Raw genomic sequence first — 24,442 nt, forward strand, 5'->3', positions numbered from 1 at the left:
ATTTCACCCTTCACTTATTTCTTGTTCTGTTAAATAACAACCAGGATCTTCTTCCCAGAAATCTTTATATACTCCATAAGCTCTTGCACGCAGGTTACCGTTACAAAGATTTAACCAGGAACAAAAATTACATTTACCCTTAAGCCGACCTTTTCTATCCCTTAATTCTTTTAATAGGTTGCTCCCTTCCCATATTTCAGAAAATAAATTTTTTTTAACATTTCCCAAATTAAAAGCTTTAGAAAATTGATCTGCAAATACGTTTCCTTGGCTGTCAATATTAGCTATAGCTATTCCTGAGCGATTTCCTCCATTATAGCTTAATAATCTATAGATTCTATTAGCTTTTTCAGGTGGTAAATATTTTTTTGCTTTTAAATATAGATAAACTCCGTCGCAATGATTATCTACTGTCAAAATTTCTTTTGCCTTTTTTCCAATACAATCATTACTTATAATATATTGATATAGAAGATCCATCACAACTCTGGTTTCTTCCCCAGAAAGAGCCTCGTTATAAATTTCTTCTCCCCGCCCTGATGGGACTAAATGATAAAAACAAATCCGGTTTGCTTCCATACGATCCAATAAATCCAATATTTTTGCTACTTGGGTGAAGTTCTTTTTTTGCAGGGTAAAGCGTAACCCAACCTTTTGCCCCACTTCATGGCAATTTTCAACTGCAGCCACACTTTTCAAATAGGCTCCCTTTATTCCTCTAAACTGATCATTAATCGAACCTATTCCATCAATGCTAATTCCAACATAACTAATATCTGCTTTTTTTATTCTAATTGCCATTTTTCTATCAATTAAACTACCATTGGTTGATAAACAAACACGGATATTTTTATCCCTCGCATATTGGATTAAATGGAATATATCTGATCTTAAAAGTGGCTCTCCGCCGGAAAAAAGTATGACTGGAACATTTATTTTAAATAAATCATCTATTACTCTTTCAGCCTCATTGGTCGTTAACTCTTTCTCGTCACCAATAAAAGACGCTTTTGAATAACAATGCTTACATCTATAATTACATTTATTAGTAATGTTCCAAGCAATAACTGGTCCAACTCCGACTTTCACACCAGATAATGTTTTTTTACATTCTTTTGTATACCTTAAGGGGTCTTCCTTGGTACTAAATAAACTGGTAAGATTAATCATACTTAACACCTTCCTATTAACTGTCTCCTAACATAATTTCCAATTTAAGTTATTTTACTCTTGGGATAAATAAATATTTTTGGAGAATTATAAGAAAACATCTATTAAATTATAAAGTTAAGCACGACTAATTTAAAACTTTAATAATTCCAGGCTGTATTTTAGAGTCATTATGTGCCATATAATTAAATTTTTTATATAACAAATAGAAACTATAAAACCAAATGTTCCACCAATTATACTAGATAACAAAGTATTTATGTCCAATTGATTTGCAATAATATTTCCAATTAGTGCTCCAAACCCCTCCTTATGTACTCTAATCCTCACTAATTTATTTACAATAATCTAGATAACTTAGCTAATAACCTCCCGTCTCAAACCTAATATTATTTTCATTTGTATTTTACTAAATCTTTTTTAAGAAAGTTAAATTAATCTATGGAGGTTTTGTGAACTTTTATTATTGCTAATTAGCTGATTAATCTGAAGAAAAGTAGCAAGTTTAACTACAAAAACTGGAAATATGTTGCAATTTTTTTTAGATAAACATCAGTCTTCAACCCCTGACTAATTTGTGGCAATTTGAATATAAATTTTTTAATGTTTAGTATTTCAATTTAATATCTAGTAATTGTATTTTTTTGATTATATGACATAATAAATTTAAAATCTTTTTTATGTTTTATACGAAAAATCTTATGGTTGATTTGGGTTGAGGAGTTGAAAAAATGAAAATCAAAATATTAGTTGCAGATGACGAACCCAAAATACGTCAACTGGTCAAAGTTTACCTGGAAAAAGAAGGTTTTGAGGTAATTGAAGCCGGTACAGGCAAGGAAGCTTTATTAAGCTATCGTGTTGCAAACCTTGCAATATTAGATGTAATGATGCCCGAAGGTGATGGATGGCTCATTTGCCGTGAAATAAGAAGGAATAGCGATATTCCTATAATTATGCTTACTGCTCGCAGTGAAGAAATGGAAAAGCTAATGGGGTTTGATTTAGGTGCGGATGATTATATAACAAAGCCTTTTAGCCCTAGTGAATTAGTAGCTAGAGTGAAAGTTATTTTAAAACGTACATTAAATAACGATGAAAAAAAAGATGCTGAAATAATTTTGGGGGAACTAAAAATCAATACTGCTTCTAGAAAAGTTACTGTTAAAGATATGGAATTATCTTTAACACCTAAAGAATTTGATTTACTTCTATATTTATCCAAACAACCAAATAGAGTATTTTCAAGAGAACAACTTTTAGAACAGGTCTGGGGATATAATTTTATAAGTGATGTCCGGGCTATTGATACGCATATTAAAAATATACGTGAAAAATTTAGTACTTTAACAAATAAAAAATATATTCATACAGTATGGGGGATAGGATATAAATTTGAAAATTAAAAATAGTATTGCTTTTAAAACATGGCTTGCAATGACCGCAATGGTTTTAGTTATTCTTCTAAGTTTAGGTTTATCTTTAGCTAGTTTAATAGAAAACTATTTTCTTAATGAAAAAGCTTACAGCCTATATCAACATGGAAGAGCTATCGCATCCTTTCCTAGAAACAAGAATCTTGGTCAATTTCTATATGAAGTCCAAACAGCTAGAACTTTTATCGATGCGGATATAATGGTAATTGATAAAAACGGTGTTATTATTACTTGCGGTACAAAAATGGGTATGAAAACAGGTTTACACTTAAATACACAAGAAGTTAAACAAGTTCTTTCTGGTCAATTTATTAAAAAGATGGGCTATCATGAACAGTTTAAAGAGGCTGTATTAACTATCGCCATTCCAATGTACAAAGATAAGAAAATTGATGGAGCTGTGCTTTTATACACTCCATATAAAGACTATTTTAGTACATTTGCCTCAATTCAATATTTAATTTTATATGCCGCTATCGGCGCTATAATCCTGACAACTATATTATCCTTCTTTCTCTCTAAAACAATATCAAAACCACTTATTTCAATGCAAAAAGCGGCCTTAAAAATAGCAGGTGGAGATTTTACCACAAAAGTTCAAATTAATTCTAAAGATGAAGTAGGTAGTTTAGGAAGTTCAATAAATTACATGGCAAATAGCCTAAGTAATTATACAAAGGCTTTATCTCAAGAAAAAGAAAAACTATTTAATATTTTAGATAACATGAGTGAGGCAGTCTTAGTTTTTAATCACTTAGGTCAAGTTACCCTATTTAACCATGCGGCTCAACGGCTTTTAGAAAATCTCAGTTTAGGAATGGATTTTAATAAAATCTTTGCAAATAATAGAGAAAATGTTTGGGAAACTTTAAAAACAAAAAAAATTCTTAGAGAGATTGATTTTCATATTAATAATAAAAATTTAGCGGCTAATTTATCAATATTACAAAAAGAAAATTTTAATGGAATTATTATGGTTTTAATAGATGTTACTCAGAAAAAAAAATCTGAACAAATTCGTAAAGAGTTTATTGCCAGCATTTCTCACGAACTTCGAACTCCATTAACATTTATACAAGGTTACTCTGAGGCATTATTAGATAATATGTTACAATCTGAAGACGACAAAATAGAATCTTTAAAAACTATTAAAATAGAAGCAATTAGACTAAAAAGTTTAGTAAATGACTTGGTGGATCTTAACCAATTAGAACTAGGGCATTTTACTTTCAATAAAAGTAATACGGATTTAAGTTCTTTAGTCCAACAAATTATTCGGAAGTATAATTCGATCGCAATCTCTTCCAATATTGATATAAGTGTTCAAATTATAGGTAATCATCAAAAGTATATCTTTGTTGACACCAATAGAATTCAACAAGTATGTATCAATCTACTTGACAATGCTTTTAGACATACACCATCCAATGGCAAAATTCAAATAACATTAGAATACCAGGTTGATAAGGTTATAATTAAAATCGCTGATAATGGCTCAGGAATACCTAATGATGATCTTCCTTTAATATGGGAAAGGTTTTATAAAGTTGACAAAGCCCGTACTCGTCAAGGAGGTACTGGTTTAGGCTTGGCTATAGTTAAAGAGATCATTGAAGGTCATAACGGCACTATTAACGTTGAAAGCACTTTAGGAAAAGGTACTGAATTTCAAATCATTTTGCCGTATAATTAGTCAACTGAAATAAATTGCAAATTGGGAGATACAATCTTTCCATTCCCTTATAGGCATGATCCTTTTTTTTGTAATATCTGCCGTAGCTAAATACATTATTTTAATCAAAACTTCGTCTGAGGGGTAAGCAGTTTTGGTTTTTGCAACTTTTCTGAGCTGTGTTACTGTCAATTAAAATATCCCACTTTTGGGAAAGATTTTTACTCACTTAAAAACTTGCAAAAAAATTAATCCGTTAATCTTTTTGCTGCCCATAATCTAATGTAAAAACACTTTATTCCTGCCCGCCCCTTTTGCTTTATAAAGAGCGGTATCCGCCTGCTCCATAATTTCACTGAATTTTTTCACTGTTTCTGGATAGGTGGATATTCCTATAGATATGGATATATGGATTACTTTGCCATTTGACAATATAAAATCATGCTCCTCTACAGTATGCCTTATACGTTCTGCAATTTCTACCGCCTCTTCTACAGAACAGTCTTTGAGAATAACGGAGAATTCTTCTCCACCGTTTCTCGAAACTATATCGCACGCCCTACAAGTTTGGATTAGTATCTTCCCCAGTTCTTTTAATACCCTATCCCCTTCCTTGTGTCCATAGGTATCATTAACCTTTTTAAAAAAATCGATGTCTATAAACAAAAGTGATATGGGTTCATTGCCATAAGTTAGTTCTTCTGCCATTTGATTAAACAATCTGTCAAATTGTCTTACGTTGTTTAGCCCCGTCAAATAATCCTTTGCAGATTCCTCTTTCAGGGTCTTGAATAGTTTTGTAATTCCTTGCAAATACTCCATATACTTATATACAATTAATGCTGCAACAATAGTTCCCACTATATAAAGGCAAAGTGTATGCAAAATTTTTATATTATCTTTCCATAACAAAATACTCAATGCAATTGAACTGATGATAAGACAGTAAGATATTGAGTAAAACCACTTCCTTGGCATCGACACCTTCTTTCTAAAAATAATTGAGATACCTATCCCAACAAGTACCGCAACAATAAGGGCTGTTATCGAGGAAGTATTGATTCCATAATGAAATATGCGAAATAACCCTATCATTAAAGCAGAAACAGCTATGGATACAGTTCCACCCAGCATTCCTGCCATAATTATGGCAATATTTCGAAAGTCAATAATTATGGTTTTATCCACTTTAACACAATAGATCATTAGGAGAATCCCTAAAATTCCACATATCACTCCAACCAAAGCCTTAAGTAAAATAGGAGAATTTAAATCCAGCTCCGTATCTCTGAAAATCTGGTTTTCAATACACACAAAGGCAACCAGTATGGCTGCATTTATAACTAAATCACTCAACATACCTTAAATCTCTTCCTTCTAGCATAATCTCACAGTTATTCATTCAAAATCGAATCCAAAGCCTCCAACCACCCACCACTATATTACATTTCCCGTGCTGGGACAATAACTTTTTACATTTCTTTGCTTGGATCAAATGCATAATGCATACCACATTGGTAAACTTTTTTGGCTAATTTGCCTCGGCTATATTTTTCTGGCTGTCTACTATCCAAATCCCCAAATTTATATAACTCTGGAAATGTGCTCTTGAAAAATAACTAAATCTTCTTTGCTGCATTTATGTTTTTCAGAATCAGTAAATATTTCAAAAATCCATCTCATTTAGGATCTTTTTAAGCTCACGAAGTTCTTCTTTTGTAAACGTAACTCCCTTGCCCATCTTTTCGTGGTCAGGGGACCATTCACGGATATCATATTTTGGAGCTTTATCATTCCAGCTTATTAAATTCAGCTCTTTTTTCCAGCCTTTAGCTGATTCTGATAAAATACCTACCGTTTCAATAATTTCAAATTTAATCTCAGCCATTCTAAAAATCCTCCTCTAAAGTTCTCTCACAACTTCTTCATCTAGAATCTCTTTCCTTTGTCTCCAATCAGGCATTAAAGACGTCAAAATCAACAGGTACCTTCTCACTAGCTGACACAACAATGGTCATATCTGGCTTTACATTGAGATTAATGTTTTTTACGTTTTTTCTATGAAGTTTAAATCCAATTATTTTTCCGCTGTAATTGACCATTTGTTTATCCATAACAAACACCTAATACCTTCTAAGAGCAACGGTTTTGATATTCTCAATAATTTTATCGGTTTGGTTGTAGGTTAGATTAGGGAAGTATTTCTTCTTCGCAAGCTAAAATAAATTATCAATTTCCTGCCATATTCTCTTATGAACGTCTCGTTGCAGCTCTGTTGGAGCATAGTTAAAAAGAGAGATTTTATTATGATAATGTGATTTTAGATAAAAACTCTTGGTGTTGTCAAATATTTTCCACAATATGTTTCAGGGAAAATACCCCTCATTATGCTGTTTTATAGCATTGATGCAATCTATACTAATTATTTGTATTTACAACTAATCTGTTTTTGATCTCGTAAAAGTTTTTCTGTTTAGGAGGCATACCGCACAAACTGATAAATGGATTGTCTTTACCTAGACATTGAACCAGTTGCTACGTAAAAATACGTATACTAAGTTAATCCAATTCTAGATGTGATATTACTGTCCTATTATCATCTTATCGTTTTTCCTTTTTTTCTTCTTTATCCAATTTTTTAGGAATAAACTCCTCTGAAATTTCCGTATGAGTTTGAGGAGTGAGTGTTTTCGCTGTCCAGATAAAGTTTCCTGCTTTGTTTATCTCATTACTTTTATTTCGTTTTTTAGCAAAGTATTTCTTTGTCAAATATAATGCTGCATACAGCAATGTCAATATAACACCGGCCAATAACCCATATCCTTGTCCTGGAACTAATGGCATGCTCAATATAACTCCTATTAAACTTATAATTGCTATCCACGAAGAAAATGGATAACCTGGTAGTTGGCATTTTCCCTTTGGAGGGCAACCATTTTTCTTTCGAAATTTATGATGTGTAATTAAAATGACCAAATATGTAAAAAGCAGAGAAAATCCGCCTGAACTAACTAGAAAAATATATACTTGATCTGGTAGAACAAAACCGGAAAATAATCCTATTAGCATTGCAGCTCCAGAAAAAAGAATTCCTCTATAAGGGATATCTCCTTTATCTTTTAATTGCAGTGGCGCTTGTCCCTCGTCTGCAAGTGAGCGAATCATCCGGCCGAGACCAAACATTGCAGCCAACATGGTGGAAAAAATAGCCGTTACTAGGACAATATTCATTACCCAACCCGCCCAGCCTAAATTCCACCTTGTCAAGGCTAGTACCAATGGGCTTCTTTCTTCTGTAAAATTACTAATCGGGATTAATGGTAAAAGCACAATAATAGCTGCAACATAAAGTCCTATAAGGCTGATTACAGTATAAAATATTGCTTTTGGAACTGTCTTATGAGGATTACTAGTCTCAGAAGCAGCTAAACTAATAATTTCAAATCCGGCATATGCAAACATAACAATAAGCATACTTCCAGCAATTCCTCCAATCCCGGCAGGAAACCAGGATTCTTGGCGCAAAGCGCCCATTCCTATTCTAGGCACATCTAGAGCAATGCCAAAAATCAACATTAAACCTAATACAATAAATCCAACAATCGCCAAAAGTTTAATAGCAGCTAAACCACTTTCCAATTTGCTTAATTTATCAGCTCCCAGCAAGTTAAGCATGGTAATTAAAATAATTACTATTGAGCCCATTATAGGTAAAGAAAGATCCGTCACCCACGCACTTAGAAGAATCGATACAGCTATTGCTTCACTGGACATTGCTAAAACAAGTCCCGTCCAGTAAACCCATCCTACTACAAACCCTACACTTGGCCCGTATACTTTTTCAGAGAGAGTGCGAAAAGAACCGGAATCTGGATCTGCTACTATCATCTCTGATAAGGCAAAAAGAATAAAATATACTAAAATACCTCCAAGTATATACGAAATGACAACGGCTGGCCCGGCAGCACGAATAGCAACCACTGATCCAAGAAAAAAGGATCCTCCTACTACTGTTCCCAGTGCCATCATTGCTAATTGGACTGCAGTCAAGCCTTTATGGCTCTTTTCCATTACTATACCTCCTAAGTTACGTACCTTATAATAGTATTTGCGTATCATTGAGAAGCTATCCTTCATTCACATTCATTAATTTCGGGCGACGTCCTATGGTTGTTTATTTGTTGTATAGTAACAAATTACTTTTCTATTGATTTTTGGGAAGCATAAATCTGCCTTATAAGAAAGAAGCATAAGCCTGCCAAAGCGGCAAACTTATGCTTCCAGTATCAGTTGATTCCAGCGATTGTGGTTTTTCATGATGGAGGCCAGGGGAATCGAAACCTATGTCCCGAATTTCCAAAAATTAATATTCTCATAATGCGAACATTCAACTTTTATCTGGTTTCAATTTTTTACTCTGTTACATATGACTTCTTTTTAATACCGAAAGAAGCTCATTTGTTTGCTCTTGAGATAATTCCAAACCTTTCTTGCGGTAAACATATTCAATAGCTTTTCGGCCAGAGAACTTTCCTAACACAATTTCTCTTTTTCCTCCCGCGTCCTCAGGTGGGTAAGGCTGATAGGTCTTTTCGTCCTTTAACAAACCGTCTACATGAATACCGGATTCGTGCCAATACACCTGTTTCCCTACAATGGCTTTCCCTGGGTGCACGGCCCTTTTTGAATACCGTTCCACCATTGCAGAAGCTTGGGCAAATAACTTCGTATCGATATGCACATGCTTTTTGGCAATATGCTTAATGGCCATCGTAATTTCTTCCAACGGTGTATTTCCTGCCCGCTCTCCTAATCCGTTAATACTGCAGCTTAATACTGCTGCACCCGCTTTAAACGCGGCATATGCGTTACCCGTAGACATGCCAAAATCATTATGCCCATGATAATCGATATGCACATCAATATGCTCTCTCAGATTTTTGATTGTATTATAAACGGTAAAGGGGTCTTGTATGCCTACAGTATCGGCATAACGGACGCGGCTGGCGCCTTCACGAATAGCTGTATTATAATACTTTAGTAAAAAATCAGGATCGGTCCTGGACGCATCTTCGGCACCGACGGAGACGGAACACCCTTTCTCCACGCAATAAGCAACCAGTTTTTGGGTATTGTATAATACCCATTCCCGCGTTTTGTTGAGTTTCTTTGCAATATGCAAATCAGAAACAGGTGCTGCAATATGTATATGCTTTGAACCGCAAGCAATGGATTTTTGGATGTCTTCCAGTAGCAAACGGTTCCAGGTTAATATTTCCGCATTAAGGCCAAGATTTAAGATGGCAGTAATAGAATCCATTTCATTTTTACCCATTGCCGGGATACCCGCCTCGATAATATCTATCCCTAAAGAGTCCAGCATTTGTGCAATTTCAAGTTTTTCTTTTTTAGAAAAAGACACCCCAGGCGTTTGCTCACCATCCCGCAGCGTAGTATCCAAAAACATTACTGTTTTCATATTCATCACTCCAATTTCTTGAGCGTTGTCTTAAACAGTAGAAGCGGCAGCAAAAAAATCATAATATGCAGCACGGCCAATGATACGGCAAGCTTTGTATTTTGCTGGGTAAAGGAATATATTGCAGTTGATATTGTCTGCGTCTTTCCCTCCATATTTCCTGCGAACATAATAGTCGCACCAAATTCACCTGCAGCACGCAGACACGCCATGATACTTGCTGAAATAAACGGTTTTACATTCATTGGCAGGTATATTCGAAAAATTAGGTCTTTCAAGGTTGCACCACAATCTACTGCAGCATCTTCTATGGTCTTATCGACTGATTGAAAAGCACTTTTTAACATTTGGACAAAATAAGGCATAGCTACAAAAACCTGTACTATAATGACAGCTGCTAAGGTAAAGGGCAGGCTAATGGACAAATTTGAAAGAAAACTGCCCACAAGCCCATACCTGCCAAAAGTCATTAACAATGCCAAACCGGTGATAGAGGGAGGAAGGACCATAGGAATGTTCAATACCATATCCAACAATGCACCGCTCCTGCCACTTTTTTTAACAATGTAAAATGCGGTAGGGATACCGAGAGTTACTACAAGCAGGTACGAAATTAATATGCTTATTACAGTTATGCTGATGGCTTCCCAAACCTGCGGCATCTGCACAAGTTCTGCAATAGCCGATATATCCGATTCAATGAACAGCGAGGAGATTACCGTCACCATGCACAGAATGCTGCCGATGGCAATAGTAGAAACCAGGATGCCGGTAAACTCGCTGCGTATTATGCTTTGTCTTTTGGCAATTCTTAAACTGTTCATTTTAGGGCTGCTTGAAATCCGTACTTTTCCATTACAGCCATACCGGCATTGGAAAGCAGATAATCGACAAAAGCCTTACTGGCGTCTTTGTGCGCGCTTCCCCTCAAAACCGCAACGGGATATTCTGCAATTACATTATATTTTTTTGGTATATTAATGGTTTTTACTTTCCTTTGATCGGCAGCAGCGGCGTCGGATTTATATACGATGCCTGCATCCACTTCCCCAAGCTGTACTTTTTGTTCTACGCTTTTCACGTCCATTTCTTTCGAGCGTACATTGCCCATAAAATTATCTTTGTAGCCTTTTGGGAAGTTGCCAGAGGACTCAATCTTATGGAGCATTTGAAGCGTATATTGCCCAACCGGTACGGATTCGTCCGCGATAGCCAGCGTAACTCCTGTCTTCACAAGATCTTCCAGGCCCGACAGTTTCGCCTTGTAATAATAGACAATGACGAGTTCATTAGCAACAAACATACTGTAATCTTCTACGTAACCCTTATCTTTCATCTCGGTCATATACTTCATATTGGCCGATAAGAATACATCGGCGTCAACACCCTGTTCAATCTGGCTCACAAGCGCCTGAGTCCCAGCAAAATTCAGTTCAAAATCTATACTCGGGTTCTCTCTTTTATAGTTGTCTGCTATTTCTTTTAAGGATTCCGTCAGACTTGCCGCCGCTAGCACCCTTAGCGTAACTTTTTCCATCTGTGGAGATGAGTCTGAGACAAAAGCTGAGGCAGATGGAGATAGGTCGGACACGGACAGCTTTGTCTGGCAGACAACCAAAATTATTAGTGTTACAAAAACCAGCATCGGCAATAATATCCTTTTCATGTCTGATCTCCTTATAAATCTGATAAAATTTAAATTTTTAATAATAGTCTTTTAAAGAGCTAAGCGTTCCAATACTTCACCATTTTCAATTGCATCAATTATGTCTTCCACATCGTCTTCCGTTACTCCACCGTACCATACCCCTTCGGGATATAAGATTACAACAGGACCCTGATTGCATAGGGATAAACAGCCGGTGTTTGTAACCATGATTTTGTCTTCCAGTTCCCTATCCGAAATTTCTTCTAAAAAACGCCCGACGATGCCGGCAGAATTTTTCGATATACAGAATCCTTTTTGTTGTCCATTGATACGCGAACTCGAACATACGAAAATATGGTGTTCCGGTTTATTCATCATACTTATCCTTTCAACTTATTTTTTTCAATGGTTCGGCTTTGCACTTTACACTCCGGAACTCAAGGGAAAGATCGTTCCCAAGTGTACCGATCGCATCAGCGCGGCACTGCCGGCAATGGTACATCTGTTGGATATGTTTCTCGCATTTCTTGCGCATGGTGTATATTTCCTCATGAGACACTGCCGGTATATGCTCGAAAGGCGTCTCCGCTACCTGGATCATAGGCATAATGTTCGTAATGTAAGCACCATTATCTTTAACTGTTTTAACAATGTCTTCAATATGATGGTCGTTGATACCTTTGATCATTACGATATTCACTTTGCATACTACTTTGCTGTTAGAAAGCTGCCGCAAACCTTGGAGCTGGTTTTCCATTAACCTTGCCGCGGCTCCCTCGCCTTTTAAAATCAAACCCTCATAATTCACTCTGCTATATATCATCTTACCGATAGCAGGATCCACAGCGTTGATCGTTATGGTTACATGCCCCACACCAAGCCCGATGATTTCATTGACATACTTTGGCAGCATCAGACCGTTCGTCGATAAACAGATGGTAATATTGGGGTCATATTCCCGAATGAGGGTAATTGTTTCTTTCGTCTTTCCAAACTCGGCCAAAGCGTCTCCCGGTCCCGCAATTCCTACCACCTTCAAATTATCCAGGCTTTGCCTGACGTGGATGAATCTTTCTAAAGCCTCTTTAGGGTTTAAAACATCATTGGTCACACCTGGCCGGCTCTCATTGGCACAATCATATTTCCTGTTGCAGTAATTGCACTGGATATTACACACAGGTGCTACAGGAACATGTATTCTGGCATATTCATGGGCACCAGCACTGTAACACGGATGTTGGGCAGTACTGCCCGCTACCATTTCCCGAAATTGAGTCTCTTCTATATTCGGTAACAAAGTAATCACCTCTTTTCACTGAGATTTTTCTCGAATAAACACCTCTATCGCTTTTACTGGATCTTCCTCATTAGAAACAATGGGCATCATACCGGCTTTTCGCAGATTGTCCTGCATCGACAAACCTATACTGCCGGAAATAACCGCTTCACAGTCTGCAATAAACCCAAAATCGTGCTTTTGCAAGTTTGTCGAGGCAACCCTTGCTTCTACAAAGTTTATCTTATTGTCCATCACGTCAAATATATATATTACCTTGCTTTTTCCGAAATGAGGCGCAACAATTTCATCCTCATTTACACTAACTGCTACTTTCATCGCTTGAAACCTCTCCTTTCAACGCCAATAGGCCTTATGCAGGTTTGCCCTGAATGTTTGATGCTTCTGGTCCAGTAATATATTTGTCAGTTCATCCAGCAGTTGCATAGACCCGGTATACCCGATCACGACTTTTCTTTGGGCACCCATCCTGTCATGCACCGGAAAACCTGTGCGCACCAGGGGTATGCCAAACTTTTCTGTCATAAAAGCGCCGTCGGAAGGCCCTATAAGCAAATTAACGCCGGTATCTTGCACATGTTTGCTGATGGTTTCAAAATCCGTATCGGCCAGCTTGATAAAATCCCGGTTAAAGGATGATCCCAGTGAATCAAGGGCTGGCAGTATCTTCCCGTTTGCCGGCCCGGAGGCAACCACGCAAGGAGTAAAACAGTTTTCCAGGCAAATTGACGTTGCAGCATATATCAGTTCAGGGTCACCAAATATACCTACCCTGCCTTCTGCATTATATTTGTGTGCATCAATCATAGCATCTAGGTACCTTGCGCGTTCTTTTCGGATTTTCATCGGTACCCCTCTGCCGGAGATGCCGGCAAGCGCTTCCATCAATGCATCCGTATTTTGCAGGCCAATCGGCAGCGGCAGACGGTACAATGGAATTCCGTAAGCTTCCTTTAAATACAGCCCCGGCGAATCTTCATCGGCTACCATTGCGCCGATTTCCAATGTTGCCGCTGCTTTGCCCATCTCCTTGAGCGCTGATATGGGGGTACCGCCCTCCGGCATCCGGTTATAGTATTCCTGACAGCCACCGTCCAGTGTTTCAGAAATATCGGGGAACAACGTATAAGCAATGTCAAATAAGCTCAGAATTTCTTTTAGATGCCGGATATCTCCAGGTGACATGGACCCGACAATTACGTTTACCTTTGGGCTTTTACCACCGTTTTTTACAAAATGCTCTACCGTTTTTCTTGCAGTATAATAATGCCCTTTGTATTGCGATCCTCCATATCCCGGAGAAGATACTGCAAGGCAGTCTATACCCTTTATTTTCTCCTCAGCAAAAAATTCATTGATAATCCCGCCGAGATCTTCGCCTATGGTTTCGGCCAAACAGGTGGTTGTAATGCCCACCACCCTTGGCCGGTACAATTTAATGACATTTTTTAACGCTTTTTTTAAATTTGCGCTACCGCCGTATACTGTTCCTTTCTCATTTAAAGATGAAGAGGCAATATCGATCGGTTCATTGTAATGCGTGGCCATATGGCGGCGGATATAGGTGGAGCAGCCTTGTGATCCGTGCATCAGTACCATGCAGTGCTCAATACCTTTAAATACGCCGGCTGCCCCCATCGGCATACACATATTGCAGGGGTTAACATTCAGATTGACAAAGTTTCTCATCGGTCTCTCCCCATTTCCTTTTCACCAGACCCCAAACCGGGCTGTTAACGCTCAAATCCGTTTCTTGGGCAAAATTAAGTGCTCCTTCAAAACCACTTAAAGGATGCTTTCTTTCATGGTTATGATCTAAAAATGCTACACATAGTTTGTACGCCAGCGGCCTTTCTTTTACGCCGCCAACCAGTATATCCGCCTGCTTTTCCTTTATAAAAGCCTCTAGTTCGAACGGATTGCTGTCATCCAATATGATCGTTCCTTCGTCTGCCAGTTCTTTGATTGTCTGATATTCTTCTTCCCTGCCGGTCTGCGTACCGACAATAACCGTTTTCATCCCAAGGTCTGCAAATTGTTTGATCAATGAAATGGCTTTGAAACCGCCGCCGACATAGATAGCCACTTTCTTGCCTGCCAGGCGTTGGCGGTATTGTTCAAGCAGCTTTTCCGTCCTCGATGCCTTCTCGACTACAAACTCTTTTGCCTTTTTTACGATACATTCATCTCCGATTGCATTGGCAAGATTCAAAAGAGACTTGACCGTATCTTCCACGCCGCAAAAGCTTACGTTAATAAAGGGAATATCAAACTTTTCCTGCATCTTCCGTGCAAGATAATGCATGGAACCTGTACATTGTACGATATTCAACTGCGCTTTCACCGCTTCTTTTAACGAGTCACAGGTCGAATCACCGGTGATTGCAGTATGCAGCTTGATTCCCAAACTTTTCAGGTATCCCTTAATGATCCACAATTCACCCGCTAAATTAAAATCCCCGAGAAAATTAATGCCTTGAGGCTTGGCAGGCCTTTCTTCATTGCCGATAAGCTCCATGATCGCATCACAAGCCGCCCGGTATCCGCTCGCCTTGTTGCCTGCAAAACCGGTAGACCTTACCGGAATCACTCTGATGTTGTGTTTTTGCTGGGCGGTTTTGCATACGGCATCCAAATCATCTCCAATGATACCAACCACACAGGTAGAATACACAAATATAACTTTTGGCTTGTATTGCGCTACGATTTCGTCGATGGCGGCAGACAGCTTCTTTTCCCCGCCGAAGATGATATCCTTTTCGCGAAGATCCGTCGAAAAGCTGTTGCGGTAGACCTCCGCTCCGCTTGTCAGACTTCCGCGGATATCCCATGTATAGCTCGAACAGCCAATCGGTCCATGGACGATGTGGTATGCATCCGTAATGGGGTTTAACACTACCCGCGCCCCGCAGTACACGCAAGCACGTTGACTAACGGAACCGGCAGCACTGTTTTTGTTGCATTGGATGCTATCTCCCTTACCTCTTGCATTGCACAGTATCGAATTTCTTCGCTCATCCAGCACATTTATATTCAATACTTTACTCATTTCTGCCACCTCCGTTCCTATATTGAAACCTCTTGTCGAGTAGAAATGCTTCTCTCTAACTTTAGGTGCAGGCTTGTTTTCACCATTTCCTTTGAGAGGCTGGTCATAAAATAGACAAACATATATTTTCCATTTAAATTAAATAGAAGTTTCGTTAACTCGTACCAATATCGGTATTGCACTGGTCCATTATCTGTGATACCATAATACACGAAATATCCTATGAGTTTGGGTTTTATGCAGTATACTAACATGCGTAGTGCGGTTAGCTATTATCCACTGTTTCTTTCTGAATCCCACTAGAATTATCGAACTTGCCTGGCCGCACTACACTTCTTACATTACAAGTTCATAATCTTCATCTGTACTTTCACGGTCTTTGGTATCGAGTAGCGCGTTACTGATTTTTTCAATGATTCGCATCGCGCCACGGTAACCTGCAACCGGCAAATAAGTTTGTACCGTTCTGTCCAGTATGGGAAATCCGATGCGTACCAACGGAATGTCCTCGGCTCTTGCAATGTATTTCCCGTATGTGTTGCCGATAATCAAATCGACCGGTTGATTCTTAATCCACTGATGCAACAGCATCAGATCGCCTGCTGCTTTGACGTTTGATTTGACGCCTGCCGCGTCTGTCATGGCTTTTACGTCTTCCACAAAGGCCTCTCCCGGCGTCCCCGTCAGAATATGGACGGGCCGCATTCCCAAGCTTAAAACGAATTGGGTCAATGCGGTCACGATATCCGGGTCGCCGAAAATCGCTACCTTTTTACCGTGAAAGTGGAAATGGGTGTCGGTCATGATATCAACCAACTGGCCTCGTTCTTCTTCCAATTCATAAGGCACGCTGTTGCCGGTAAGCCTTAAAAGCTGCATGATGAATGAGTCGGTTGCTTCTATGCCAATTGGTGTTCTCAATATAAACGGCTGTACGCCGCACTTCTTTTCCAGCGCCACTGCAGCATCTGCAGATGAAAATCTGCCCAAGGCGATCGTTGCCATAGCATTCCCTGTTGCAATAAGGTCTTTTACCTTCGTGCCGCCTTTAGGATACATTTCAAATTTTCCCGTATTTGGTGCATCCACCACACCGCTAGTGTCGGGAAAAACGGTAGCCGGAACATTGAGAAGCTTTAATATCCTCTTGATTTCCCGTATATCCGCCGGTTCGACAAAACCGGGTATGATATTGATGGATTTTCCTTCCGAGCTCCCTTTGGCCAGATAATTGACCATGGCCTTTACCATGTTGGAGTAACCCGTAACATGGGACCCGACATAGCTGGGCGTATTGGCATGGATGACCGTCTTGCCATCCGGTATATCTATTTCACGGACAATAGAAGCTATATCGTCGCCGATCGTTTCCGAAAGGCAGGTCGTGTTGATTGCGATGACATCCGGATTATATATGGTAAAAACATTTTTAATCGCCTGCTCTAAATTGGACTTGCCGCCGAAAACCGCCGTGCCCTCCGTAAACGAACTGGTGGAAGCCATGATCGGATCCCTGTAATGACGCGAAAGGTGCATACGGTGGTAGGAGCAGCATCCCTGGGAGCCATGGCTGTGGGGCAGACATCCATGGATACCCAGCGCGGCATACATGGCACCGATGGGCTGGCATGTCTTTGCAGGATTTACAACCAGCGCCGAACGCTCTGCAATGGTCTTAGGCGTTTGATTCAGCATTTAACAACACCTCCGTTCCGGTCATTTCGGCTTGATTGGCAAATGTGCCCTCTATATATGGTCCGCTTTTCCACGGGGGAACCAAGTAACTCCATGTCGGCGTATACATACCCGCAATGATGTCGTTAGCAAAATTGACTGCACCTTTGAAACCGGCATACGGGCCGCCGTAGTCATAGGAATGAAGTTGTTTGGAAAAGACGCCCATTTTTTGCACGGTATACTTATCTTTGATACCCGAGCAGAATATATCCGGTTTGACCGCTTTGATAAACTCCTCTGTTTCAAAATGGTTCAAGTCATCGATCACAATTGTGCCATCTCCCATGGTTTTTATCATGCCTTCATAATCGCCAAGCGGAATAATCTTTTTCAATTGCTCCATCCGTTCTTTTGAGACATATATTTTATAATGCTTTTCATCTTTTTCCGGACGATACTCTTCAATGTTTTTGCTGTCCGCATCCGGTTTTAAAAACGGCAGCACCGCCCGTCCTTCGTAGTCATCTCGGTGGGCAAATTCGTATCCGGCCATTACCGTCTCCATCCCCAGATCTTTAAACAAGCTTTGATAATGATGTGCTCTGGAACCGCCTACAAACAGCATAACTTTCTTGCCTTCACAAAGTGCCTTGGATTTCTCGATGGTTTCACGGATATCGGCAAGCTCCTCTGCGATCACTTCTTCCGTCCTTTGTTTCAGCCTTTCGTCTCCGAAATACAGAGCCATGTTGCGAAGGGATTCGATCGTCGACTGGATGCCGATAAAATTCACCTTCAGCCACGGTGTTCCGTATTTTACTTCTATCATCTCTGCTATGTAATTGATGGACCGATGGCACTGCACCAGATTGAGCTGAGCGGTATGCGCGTTTTTCAGCCTTTCATAACTGCTGTTGCCCGTCATAACCGCGACGATGTTATAGCCGATTTTTTTAAGTACCCGCGAAATCTCCCATTCGTCCCCGCCAATATTGTATTCACCCAGTACATTGATGGAAAATTCTTTGGGCTCTTCGATACCTTTGCCAATCACTTCCCGCATAAGATTGTTGTTTGCGATATGGTGTCCGGCAGACTGGCTTACTCCTTTATAACCTTCACAGTTGAAGGCAATAACGGGAATACCGTATTTTTTTTGCGCCTCTGCCGCCACCGCGCTGATGTCGTCACCGATAAGCCCGACCGGACAGGTGGCGGAGATAGTAATGGCTGCCGGATTGAACGTTTCTACCGCCTCTTGAATAGCCTTCTTTAGTTTCTTTTCGCCGCCGAAAACGATGTCGCTCTCCTGCAAGTCAGTGGAAAAAGCGTAGTTAATAAAATTTTTTTCTCCTCGTTCCGGTTTAGCTTTGTTTCTTCGGGTCCCCCACGCATAGTAGGAACAACCAATCGGGCCATGAACAATATGCACCATATCCATCAAAGGCCCTATAACCACTCCTTTGCAGCCGGCGTAACAGCAGCCACGATTGGTGATGATGCCAGGGATAGTACGGGTATTCGCTGCGATTTCCTGTTTTTCCGCATCTCCTTTTTTTACCAGCATGTGCTGTTTTCTGTTCTTTCGTACTTTGGCTGGATACGAATCCAGTATTTTATCTAACGTCTTTTCGTTCAGCATTTTCCTTCTCACCTCTTTTTTAAAGAACAATGTCTCCTGTTTCACCAGTACGCATCCTGTAAGTTTCTTCAACGGGCATTACAAAAATCTTCCCATCTCCGGCATTTTTCGTCTGGTTTGTTTCGATAATGATCTTGACGACCTCACCAACATCTTCATCCTTCACCATCATCATCAGCAGTCTCTTTGGGAGTAGCCGATGGCCTTCAGATACTGCTTCCGCTACCTTGGGAGATTCGATTTCAGCACCATCCAAAAGCTTTCCGATTAATTGATAATCAACCTTTTTTTTGCCCCTGCCCAGAACCTTGCAGCAGGTGACAGACGGAAATCCCGCCAATGACAATGCCTGTTTCGTCTGGTTGATTTTATTCATGCGGATAACTGCCATGATTTCTTTCATCATAAAGACTCCCTTCCTTAGAGTTCTTCCATTCCGCTGCTTATCGTGTAGGAAGTTTCCACCGAGCTTATGAAAATTTTACCATCCCCAAATGCGCCGCTTTCACCCGTTTTAGCTGTCTTCAAAATGATTTTAACTAGCTCATCGACATTTTCATCTTCCACCACAAGCAATAGCATTTCTTTGGGAAGCTCATCATAATACAAGTCAGCAACTTTAAGACCGCGCTGTTTTCCTCTGCCTACTACATCCATTTTTGTTACAGAGGGAAATCCAGCATCAGCAAGTTCAGACAATACGATTCCGGTTTTTTCCGGGCGTATAATGGCTCTTATCATCTTCATGGTTTTTCTCCTCCCATTTCCTTTATTACGGAACTTAACGGTTTGCTTAATGCCCTATAATCAATTCATAATACCGTATTCCAACAGAATTTCCTCAAGGCGCTCCTGTTTCATGGGTTTCGGAATCACAAACATGTCGTTTTCATCAACCGCTTTTGCCAGTTGCCTGTATTCATCTGCCTGAGGATCTTTTGGATCATAATCGATAACGGTCTTTTTATTGATTTCCGCACGCTGCACAACATTGTCCCGCGGTATAAAGTGGATTAGCTGGGTTCCTAATTCCTTTGCAAAAGCCTGCAGCATCTCGTATTCATTATCCACTTTACGGCTGTTACAGATAATGCCACCCAACCTTGTTCCGCCGGTTTTAGCGTATTTCTGAATACCCTTAGAAATATTGTTGGCTGCATACATAGCCATCATTTCACCGCTGGCAACAATGTATATTTCCTGCGCCTTGCTTTCACGGATTGGCATGGCAAATCCTCCACATACAACATCGCCCAAGACATCGTAAAATACATAATCCAGGTCTTCAGTATAAGCGCCCAGGCTTTCCAGCATATTAATAGAAGTAATGATGCCTCTGCCTGCGCATCCAACACCCGGTTCCGGCCCGCCAGATTCTACACAGCGGATGCCATTAAAACCTTCCTTCATGATTTCCTCAAGCTCTACATCCTCGCCTTCTTCCCGCAAGGTGTCCAACACCGTCTGTTGCGCAAGACCGCCAAGGATCAATCTGGTAGAATCTGCTTTCGGGTCACATCCTACGATCATAATCTTTTTGCCCATTTCACTCAAAGCTGCTGTAAGATTTTGGGTAGTTGTTGATTTACCAATACCACCTTTTCCATAAATTGCTACTTGTCTCATTGAATTACACTCCCTTCCAGAAATAAAATTCTTTGTTTTATAAAAAAAACAAAGGAGTTTTTTACGAGCAGCACCCGTATAAAACCCCTTTGTTTTTTTAATCGAATTAAAATTCATATTTTATTTATTTATAATGTACCATACGCATTATCAAAATGCAATATTATTTTTTATATTATTCATATTTTATTTATCTATAGCATTTGAACCTTATCACTTAACCCTTCATCCTAATCCTACACATAAAAAGGATCTAAGAGGAATTATTCTATTAAATCCTCTCCAACCCTTATAAGTACCTATTACTATGAATCCCAAGTAAAAAAACAACCGATGAAATAACCTCCAAGGTAATTGAGATATTTAAAGCTAGCCGTAAAAATTATGGAACTAGTAAAATAAAAGTAGAATTAAAAAAAATGAATTAACAAAATTAAACCCCAGGTTACCCCAGGGTCGCTAATCTTAATAGCTATTCACATTCATTCATATACCGCACGCAATTCCTGCCGGCAGCCTTTGCCTCATACATCATGTTGTCTGCCTTATTCACCAATGTATCAACCATGTCCCCCGGACAGTAACCGGCAACTCCGAAACTGGCCGTTACATGATCCACGCCCGGTATATCCATTTGGCTTAGACTTTCCCGCAGTTTTTCCGCTAAACGGGCCGCACTTTTTACCGTTGTATCGGGCAGAAGTATAACAAATTCCTCCCCGCCCCAGCGGGCCAGGGTATCTATTTTGCGGATCCTGTTCTTAATCAATTCTGCTATGCTTTTAAGAACTAAATCACCGACGTTATGGCCAAAACGGTCATTGATACTCTTAAAGCGATCTATGTCCAGGATTATCAGGGAAAACTTTCTGTCTGCCCGTTTGGCGCGCTCTATTTCTACTTCCAGTTGTTGCGTAAAATAGCGGCGGTTATAGACGTTTGTCAAAACATCAGTAACAGATAAATGGCGAAGTTCCTCTTCTATTTTTTTGTACCTGGTAACATCAGTAGCATAATGAAGATAGACATCCTCTCCCAACGGAATCCACCACATATCCCATATATTACCCCTCAGCTCCACTTCGCTGTTCATCGGTGCATTTTTATCAAGAGCTTCGTCTCCGAGACAGAAATAGCATTTCGTGCCCGGTAAAGGACTGCCTGATTTTTTTAATGCCTCCCTATATTCATCAGGCAGGTTTCCCCCGCCAAAGACTCTTTCCCAGCAATAATCTCCAATTTTTATCCCAAATAATGACGACGCCGCTTTATTCTGTGCCAGAATACGGCGCTTCCTTGAAACAAGCCAGACCGGATTGGGAATGCCCTCCAGCATCAGGCGAAACCTTTCTTCTTTTCGCCTGTTTACCTCTTCCAGCTGTTTTCTTTCAGTTATATCATCAATAATTATCTGTACTGTATTTCTATTCACCAGTGGTTTAACATGGGCTCGCAACCATACTTTCTTGCCCAATTTGGATTCATAATTCATTTCATATGTGCCGGGCTTATTATTTTGCAAACATTCTTCAAGTTTTCTTGAAAAACCATGTCTGACCAATAAGGGGAAAGTTAAAAGATTAATCTTTTTTGTTTCTTCAATACTTGGTAAATTAAGTATTTCTAATGTTTTTTGATTCACATAAATAATATTTCCTGCTTGATCACATTTTAAAATTCCAATGGGGGCATTTTCGGCTAATTCCAAATATTGTTCCCGGCTGTTTTCAAGTTCCTTCTGTGCCTGTTTGCGTTCACTGATGTCACGCACAATTCCCACCGCATGCCAGGCATTCCTGAACCGCAAAGCAGACAGTGAAAGCTCCACATCAAGCTCCCGCCCGTCTTTATGTTTAGTTTTCAATTCTATCGTTTTCCCTACGTCCTTCCCTTCCCCGGTTAACTGAAAATGCTTAAAAGCCTTATTATAAGCCTGGTAAAGACCTTCGTCCGGCACCACCACCCGGTGCAGATCCTTTCCCAGGATTTCTTCCCGGGAGTAGCCGAAGAGCTGTTCCGCTGCAGGGTTCCAAAAAGCGACGTTTCCCTGCCCGTCAAGCATGACAATGGCGTCCCGGGCCGAGCTCATAATAGCGCTTAAAGTCGTTTCCTTTTCTTTAAGCTCCTCTTCCATCGCTCTGCGTTCAGTCAGGTCAACAACCAAGGCCAGACACAATTTTTCTCCCCCGTAATCGAAAAGCTGTAAATTTATTTCCACAGGATACTGGGAACCGTCCTTCCGGCGGTGCACTGTTTTAAATAGGACATGCTCCTGTTCCCCGCTGACCAGTGGGTTAAGGATTTTTTGGAAACTCTCTATGTCAAATTCTGGTTTGAGGTCGAGAGGGATCATGGTGTTCAGTTCTTCGATTGTATATCCCAGGTTTTTTCTGGCAGCGCGGTTTACAGCAACAAATTTTAAGGACTTCGGATGAAAAATATAGAGTTCATTCAGGGCGTTTTCAAAAAGCCACTCAAACATTCTGGCATGGGTATTTGCTTCATGAAGTTTCAAAGCCATTTCCACTGTGGATAGCAATGCAGCTTTATCTGTGCCTTTTAACACGAACCCATAAGCCTTAACCTCTTTTATTTTATCAATAATTTCCCCGGATGTGTTGGCGGTGAGAAATACAACGGGAATATCCCGGGATTTAAGTATTCTGCGGGCGGCATCTATTCCGTCCATTACCCCCGCCAATTCGATATCCATCAGAACCAGGTCTGGCGGAAAGCCGCCACTTATCTTTTGTACCGCTTCTTCCCCTGTAATAGCGGTCTCTATCTCATATCCGCATTTATGCAAGAAATCTTCTACAATCTTAGCAGTTAAGCGGCTGTCTTCCGCCAGCAGTATCTTCTTATTTTTAGGAATGCTTTCCGCTCTCAATTTTATTCTCCCCAAACTATTCCTCTATTCTGCTCATTATATCATTATATTACAGCCAGAACTTAGCCACAAGAAAATTCAGAGCTTGGTTTGCTATTTTTATGTTATTTTCCACAGTTTCTTTTGCTGCAATGACTTTTATACATCTTCATGTCCGCTTGTATGCAAATATATTACTTTCGTTTGACAACTGTTTGAGAAAAGCTTTCTTGATGTTTTGTCTAACAAAATGGCAATCTTCAATGATCAGTATTTTTTTCATTCTAACATCACATTCCTTTTACTTTGCTCAATTCATAAAAAGTAACGGTAAAATTCCGGTTATCTCTTCCTATTTATAACAATTTTATTTATATTTTTACAAAAATCAATACGTGTTTGGGTTTTTCATCATCTTTCTTATTTAATCTGCATTATAAAACCTACCTTACCTCAACCCCGCCTTCAAAACAAACACCACTTTTCCTCGTCCACTGCCTTCATGCTGCAGCCTTCTGGCCCCTTTTCATCCCGGTTCCTGCAAATCCACACGGGAGCAGATGGTAAAACTTTATGAAAGTGGTAAATTTAAAACAGAAATAATGCGTGAATATAGCCGTAATAATTATGGAACTGGGAAAATAAAAGTAGAATTAAAAAAACTAGGCTTTATAGTATTAAGAAGAAAAATAGGTGGAATAATGAAATACCAAGGGCCAGTATCAAAATATACTGTTGCCCAATATAAACCCCATGTGGATAAATGTAATGAATCAAAAGACAATGCACACCCAACACCTGGGCTATATCCCCTAAGATTCGCCAAATTTCCTCGGTTAATGATCAGCACCTGTGCTGTCGAATGGGCTTCTATAGC

At 39.7% G+C, this 24,442-nt stretch carries 21 protein-coding genes and 2 pseudogenes; 3 read left to right on the forward strand and 20 right to left on the reverse strand.

Annotated features, from left to right (window positions below; translation table 11 throughout):
* Positions 1-3 precede the first annotated feature (3 nt).
* Entirely contained in the window at positions 4-1,170 is a 1,167-nt protein-coding gene (locus RDV78_02030; GenBank protein MDS1029283.1) for a radical SAM protein, read from the reverse strand.
* 731 nt (positions 1,171-1,901) lie between these two features.
* Between RDV78_02030 and RDV78_02035 the strand changes: the two genes are divergently transcribed.
* Together RDV78_02035 and RDV78_02040 are read left to right on the forward strand one after the other, a co-directional pair.
* A complete protein-coding gene (locus RDV78_02035; protein MDS1029284.1) occupies positions 1,902-2,576 on the forward strand; it encodes a response regulator transcription factor in 675 nt (224 codons plus the stop codon).
* Positions 2,566-4,299: an ATP-binding protein gene (locus RDV78_02040; protein MDS1029285.1), complete on the forward strand. Its 1,734-nt coding sequence runs from the start codon at positions 2,566-2,568 to the stop codon at positions 4,297-4,299. Before RDV78_02035 ends, RDV78_02040 begins: the two co-directional genes overlap by 11 nt.
* Here RDV78_02040 and RDV78_02045 read toward each other — a convergent pair.
* The 19 genes and pseudogenes from RDV78_02045 to RDV78_02135 form a co-directional block, all read right to left on the reverse strand.
* A pseudogene (locus tag RDV78_02045) lies at positions 4,300-4,458 on the reverse strand (IS256 family transposase).
* Positions 4,459-4,557: 99 nt separating this feature from the next.
* A complete protein-coding gene (locus RDV78_02050) occupies positions 4,558-5,637 on the reverse strand; it encodes a diguanylate cyclase (protein MDS1029286.1) in 1,080 nt (359 codons plus the stop codon).
* A gap of 307 nt (positions 5,638-5,944) precedes the next feature.
* Positions 5,945-6,166 carry a PC4/YdbC family ssDNA-binding protein gene (locus RDV78_02055; GenBank protein ID MDS1029287.1) on the reverse strand — a complete coding sequence of 74 codons (222 nt, stop codon included), beginning with the start codon at positions 6,164-6,166 and terminating at the stop codon, positions 5,945-5,947.
* A gap of 67 nt (positions 6,167-6,233) precedes the next feature.
* The gene (locus RDV78_02060; protein ID MDS1029288.1) at positions 6,234-6,401 is read right to left on the reverse strand and encodes a hypothetical protein; all 168 of its coding nucleotides are present in this window, start codon (positions 6,399-6,401) and stop codon (positions 6,234-6,236) included.
* Positions 6,402-6,879: 478 nt separating this feature from the next.
* On the reverse strand, positions 6,880-8,349 hold the full coding sequence (locus RDV78_02065; GenBank protein ID MDS1029289.1) for an amino acid permease: 1,470 nt from the start codon (positions 8,347-8,349) through the stop codon (positions 6,880-6,882).
* A 349-nt stretch (positions 8,350-8,698) separates the two neighbouring features.
* Positions 8,699-9,757 carry a homoaconitate hydratase gene (gene aksA / locus RDV78_02070; GenBank protein ID MDS1029290.1) on the reverse strand — a complete coding sequence of 353 codons (1,059 nt, stop codon included), beginning with the start codon at positions 9,755-9,757 and terminating at the stop codon, positions 8,699-8,701.
* A 5-nt stretch (positions 9,758-9,762) separates the two neighbouring features.
* Positions 9,763-10,581: an ABC transporter permease subunit gene (locus tag RDV78_02075; GenBank protein MDS1029291.1), complete on the reverse strand. Its 819-nt coding sequence runs from the start codon at positions 10,579-10,581 to the stop codon at positions 9,763-9,765.
* Entirely contained in the window at positions 10,578-11,423 is an 846-nt protein-coding gene (gene modA / locus RDV78_02080) for a molybdate ABC transporter substrate-binding protein (GenBank protein MDS1029292.1), read from the reverse strand. Before modA ends, RDV78_02075 begins: the two co-directional genes overlap by 4 nt.
* A gap of 51 nt (positions 11,424-11,474) precedes the next feature.
* A complete protein-coding gene (locus tag RDV78_02085; GenBank protein MDS1029293.1) occupies positions 11,475-11,780 on the reverse strand; it encodes a 2Fe-2S ferredoxin in 306 nt (101 codons plus the stop codon).
* A gap of 13 nt (positions 11,781-11,793) precedes the next feature.
* On the reverse strand, positions 11,794-12,702 hold the full coding sequence (gene nifB / locus RDV78_02090) for a nitrogenase cofactor biosynthesis protein NifB (protein MDS1029294.1): 909 nt from the start codon (positions 12,700-12,702) through the stop codon (positions 11,794-11,796).
* A gap of 15 nt (positions 12,703-12,717) precedes the next feature.
* Positions 12,718-13,020, reverse strand: coding sequence for a NifB/NifX family molybdenum-iron cluster-binding protein (locus tag RDV78_02095; protein MDS1029295.1), 303 nt, complete (start codon positions 13,018-13,020; stop codon positions 12,718-12,720).
* 18 nt (positions 13,021-13,038) lie between these two features.
* Positions 13,039-14,391, reverse strand: coding sequence for a nitrogenase component 1 (locus RDV78_02100; GenBank protein MDS1029296.1), 1,353 nt, complete (start codon positions 14,389-14,391; stop codon positions 13,039-13,041).
* Positions 14,363-15,751: a nitrogenase iron-molybdenum cofactor biosynthesis protein NifE gene (gene nifE / locus RDV78_02105; GenBank protein MDS1029297.1), complete on the reverse strand. Its 1,389-nt coding sequence runs from the start codon at positions 15,749-15,751 to the stop codon at positions 14,363-14,365. Before nifE ends, RDV78_02100 begins: the two co-directional genes overlap by 29 nt.
* Before the next feature lie 336 nt (positions 15,752-16,087).
* Positions 16,088-17,446 carry a nitrogenase molybdenum-iron protein subunit beta gene (gene nifK, locus RDV78_02110; GenBank protein MDS1029298.1) on the reverse strand — a complete coding sequence of 453 codons (1,359 nt, stop codon included), beginning with the start codon at positions 17,444-17,446 and terminating at the stop codon, positions 16,088-16,090.
* Positions 17,427-19,070, reverse strand: coding sequence for a nitrogenase molybdenum-iron protein alpha chain (nifD, locus tag RDV78_02115; GenBank protein ID MDS1029299.1), 1,644 nt, complete (start codon positions 19,068-19,070; stop codon positions 17,427-17,429). The genes nifK and nifD overlap by 20 nt, the downstream gene beginning before the upstream one ends.
* A gap of 19 nt (positions 19,071-19,089) precedes the next feature.
* Positions 19,090-19,473 carry a P-II family nitrogen regulator gene (locus RDV78_02120; GenBank protein MDS1029300.1) on the reverse strand — a complete coding sequence of 128 codons (384 nt, stop codon included), beginning with the start codon at positions 19,471-19,473 and terminating at the stop codon, positions 19,090-19,092.
* Positions 19,474-19,490: 17 nt separating this feature from the next.
* Positions 19,491-19,817, reverse strand: a complete 327-nt coding sequence (locus RDV78_02125; protein MDS1029301.1) for a P-II family nitrogen regulator — start codon at positions 19,815-19,817, stop codon at positions 19,491-19,493.
* Between the two features lie 60 nt (positions 19,818-19,877).
* Positions 19,878-20,696: a nitrogenase iron protein gene (nifH, locus tag RDV78_02130; GenBank protein ID MDS1029302.1), complete on the reverse strand. Its 819-nt coding sequence runs from the start codon at positions 20,694-20,696 to the stop codon at positions 19,878-19,880.
* A 472-nt stretch (positions 20,697-21,168) separates the two neighbouring features.
* Positions 21,169-23,586, reverse strand: coding sequence for a PAS domain S-box protein (locus tag RDV78_02135; protein ID MDS1029303.1), 2,418 nt, complete (start codon positions 23,584-23,586; stop codon positions 21,169-21,171).
* A gap of 575 nt (positions 23,587-24,161) precedes the next feature.
* Between RDV78_02135 and RDV78_02140 the strand changes: the two are divergent.
* Positions 24,162-24,344 (forward strand): annotated as a pseudogene (locus RDV78_02140) (IS3 family transposase).
* The last annotated feature ends 98 nt before the right edge of the window (positions 24,345-24,442 follow it).

This window comes from Bacillota bacterium LX-D (genome assembly GCA_031628995.1).
In the GTDB taxonomy this organism is placed as follows: Bacteria; Bacillota; DUOV01; order DUOV01; family Zhaonellaceae; genus JAVLUO01.

Coding starts and splice junctions, on each gene's coding strand:
- RDV78_02075 (MDS1029291.1), bottom strand. CDS start 10,581: ATGAACAGTTTAAGAATTGCCAAAAGACAAAGCATAATACGCAGCGAG.
- RDV78_02100 (MDS1029296.1), bottom strand. CDS start 14,391: ATGAGAAACTTTGTCAATCTGAATGTTAACCCCTGCAATATGTGTATG.
- RDV78_02065 (MDS1029289.1), bottom strand. CDS start 8,349: ATGGAAAAGAGCCATAAAGGCTTGACTGCAGTCCAATTAGCAATGATG.
- RDV78_02035 (MDS1029284.1), top strand. CDS start 1,902: ATGAAAATCAAAATATTAGTTGCAGATGACGAACCCAAAATACGTCAA.
- RDV78_02050 (MDS1029286.1), bottom strand. CDS start 5,637: ATGTTGAGTGATTTAGTTATAAATGCAGCCATACTGGTTGCCTTTGTG.
- aksA (MDS1029290.1), bottom strand. CDS start 9,757: ATGAAAACAGTAATGTTTTTGGATACTACGCTGCGGGATGGTGAGCAA.
- RDV78_02085 (MDS1029293.1), bottom strand. CDS start 11,780: ATGAATAAACCGGAACACCATATTTTCGTATGTTCGAGTTCGCGTATC.
- RDV78_02095 (MDS1029295.1), bottom strand. CDS start 13,020: ATGAAAGTAGCAGTTAGTGTAAATGAGGATGAAATTGTTGCGCCTCAT.
- nifE (MDS1029297.1), bottom strand. CDS start 15,751: ATGAGTAAAGTATTGAATATAAATGTGCTGGATGAGCGAAGAAATTCG.
- nifD (MDS1029299.1), bottom strand. CDS start 19,070: ATGCTGAACGAAAAGACGTTAGATAAAATACTGGATTCGTATCCAGCC.
- RDV78_02030 (MDS1029283.1), bottom strand. CDS start 1,170: ATGATTAATCTTACCAGTTTATTTAGTACCAAGGAAGACCCCTTAAGG.
- RDV78_02125 (MDS1029301.1), bottom strand. CDS start 19,817: ATGAAGATGATAAGAGCCATTATACGCCCGGAAAAAACCGGAATCGTA.
- modA (MDS1029292.1), bottom strand. CDS start 11,423: ATGAAAAGGATATTATTGCCGATGCTGGTTTTTGTAACACTAATAATT.
- RDV78_02120 (MDS1029300.1), bottom strand. CDS start 19,473: ATGAAAGAAATCATGGCAGTTATCCGCATGAATAAAATCAACCAGACG.
- nifH (MDS1029302.1), bottom strand. CDS start 20,696: ATGAGACAAGTAGCAATTTATGGAAAAGGTGGTATTGGTAAATCAACA.
- nifK (MDS1029298.1), bottom strand. CDS start 17,446: ATGCTGAATCAAACGCCTAAGACCATTGCAGAGCGTTCGGCGCTGGTT.
- RDV78_02055 (MDS1029287.1), bottom strand. CDS start 6,166: ATGGCTGAGATTAAATTTGAAATTATTGAAACGGTAGGTATTTTATCA.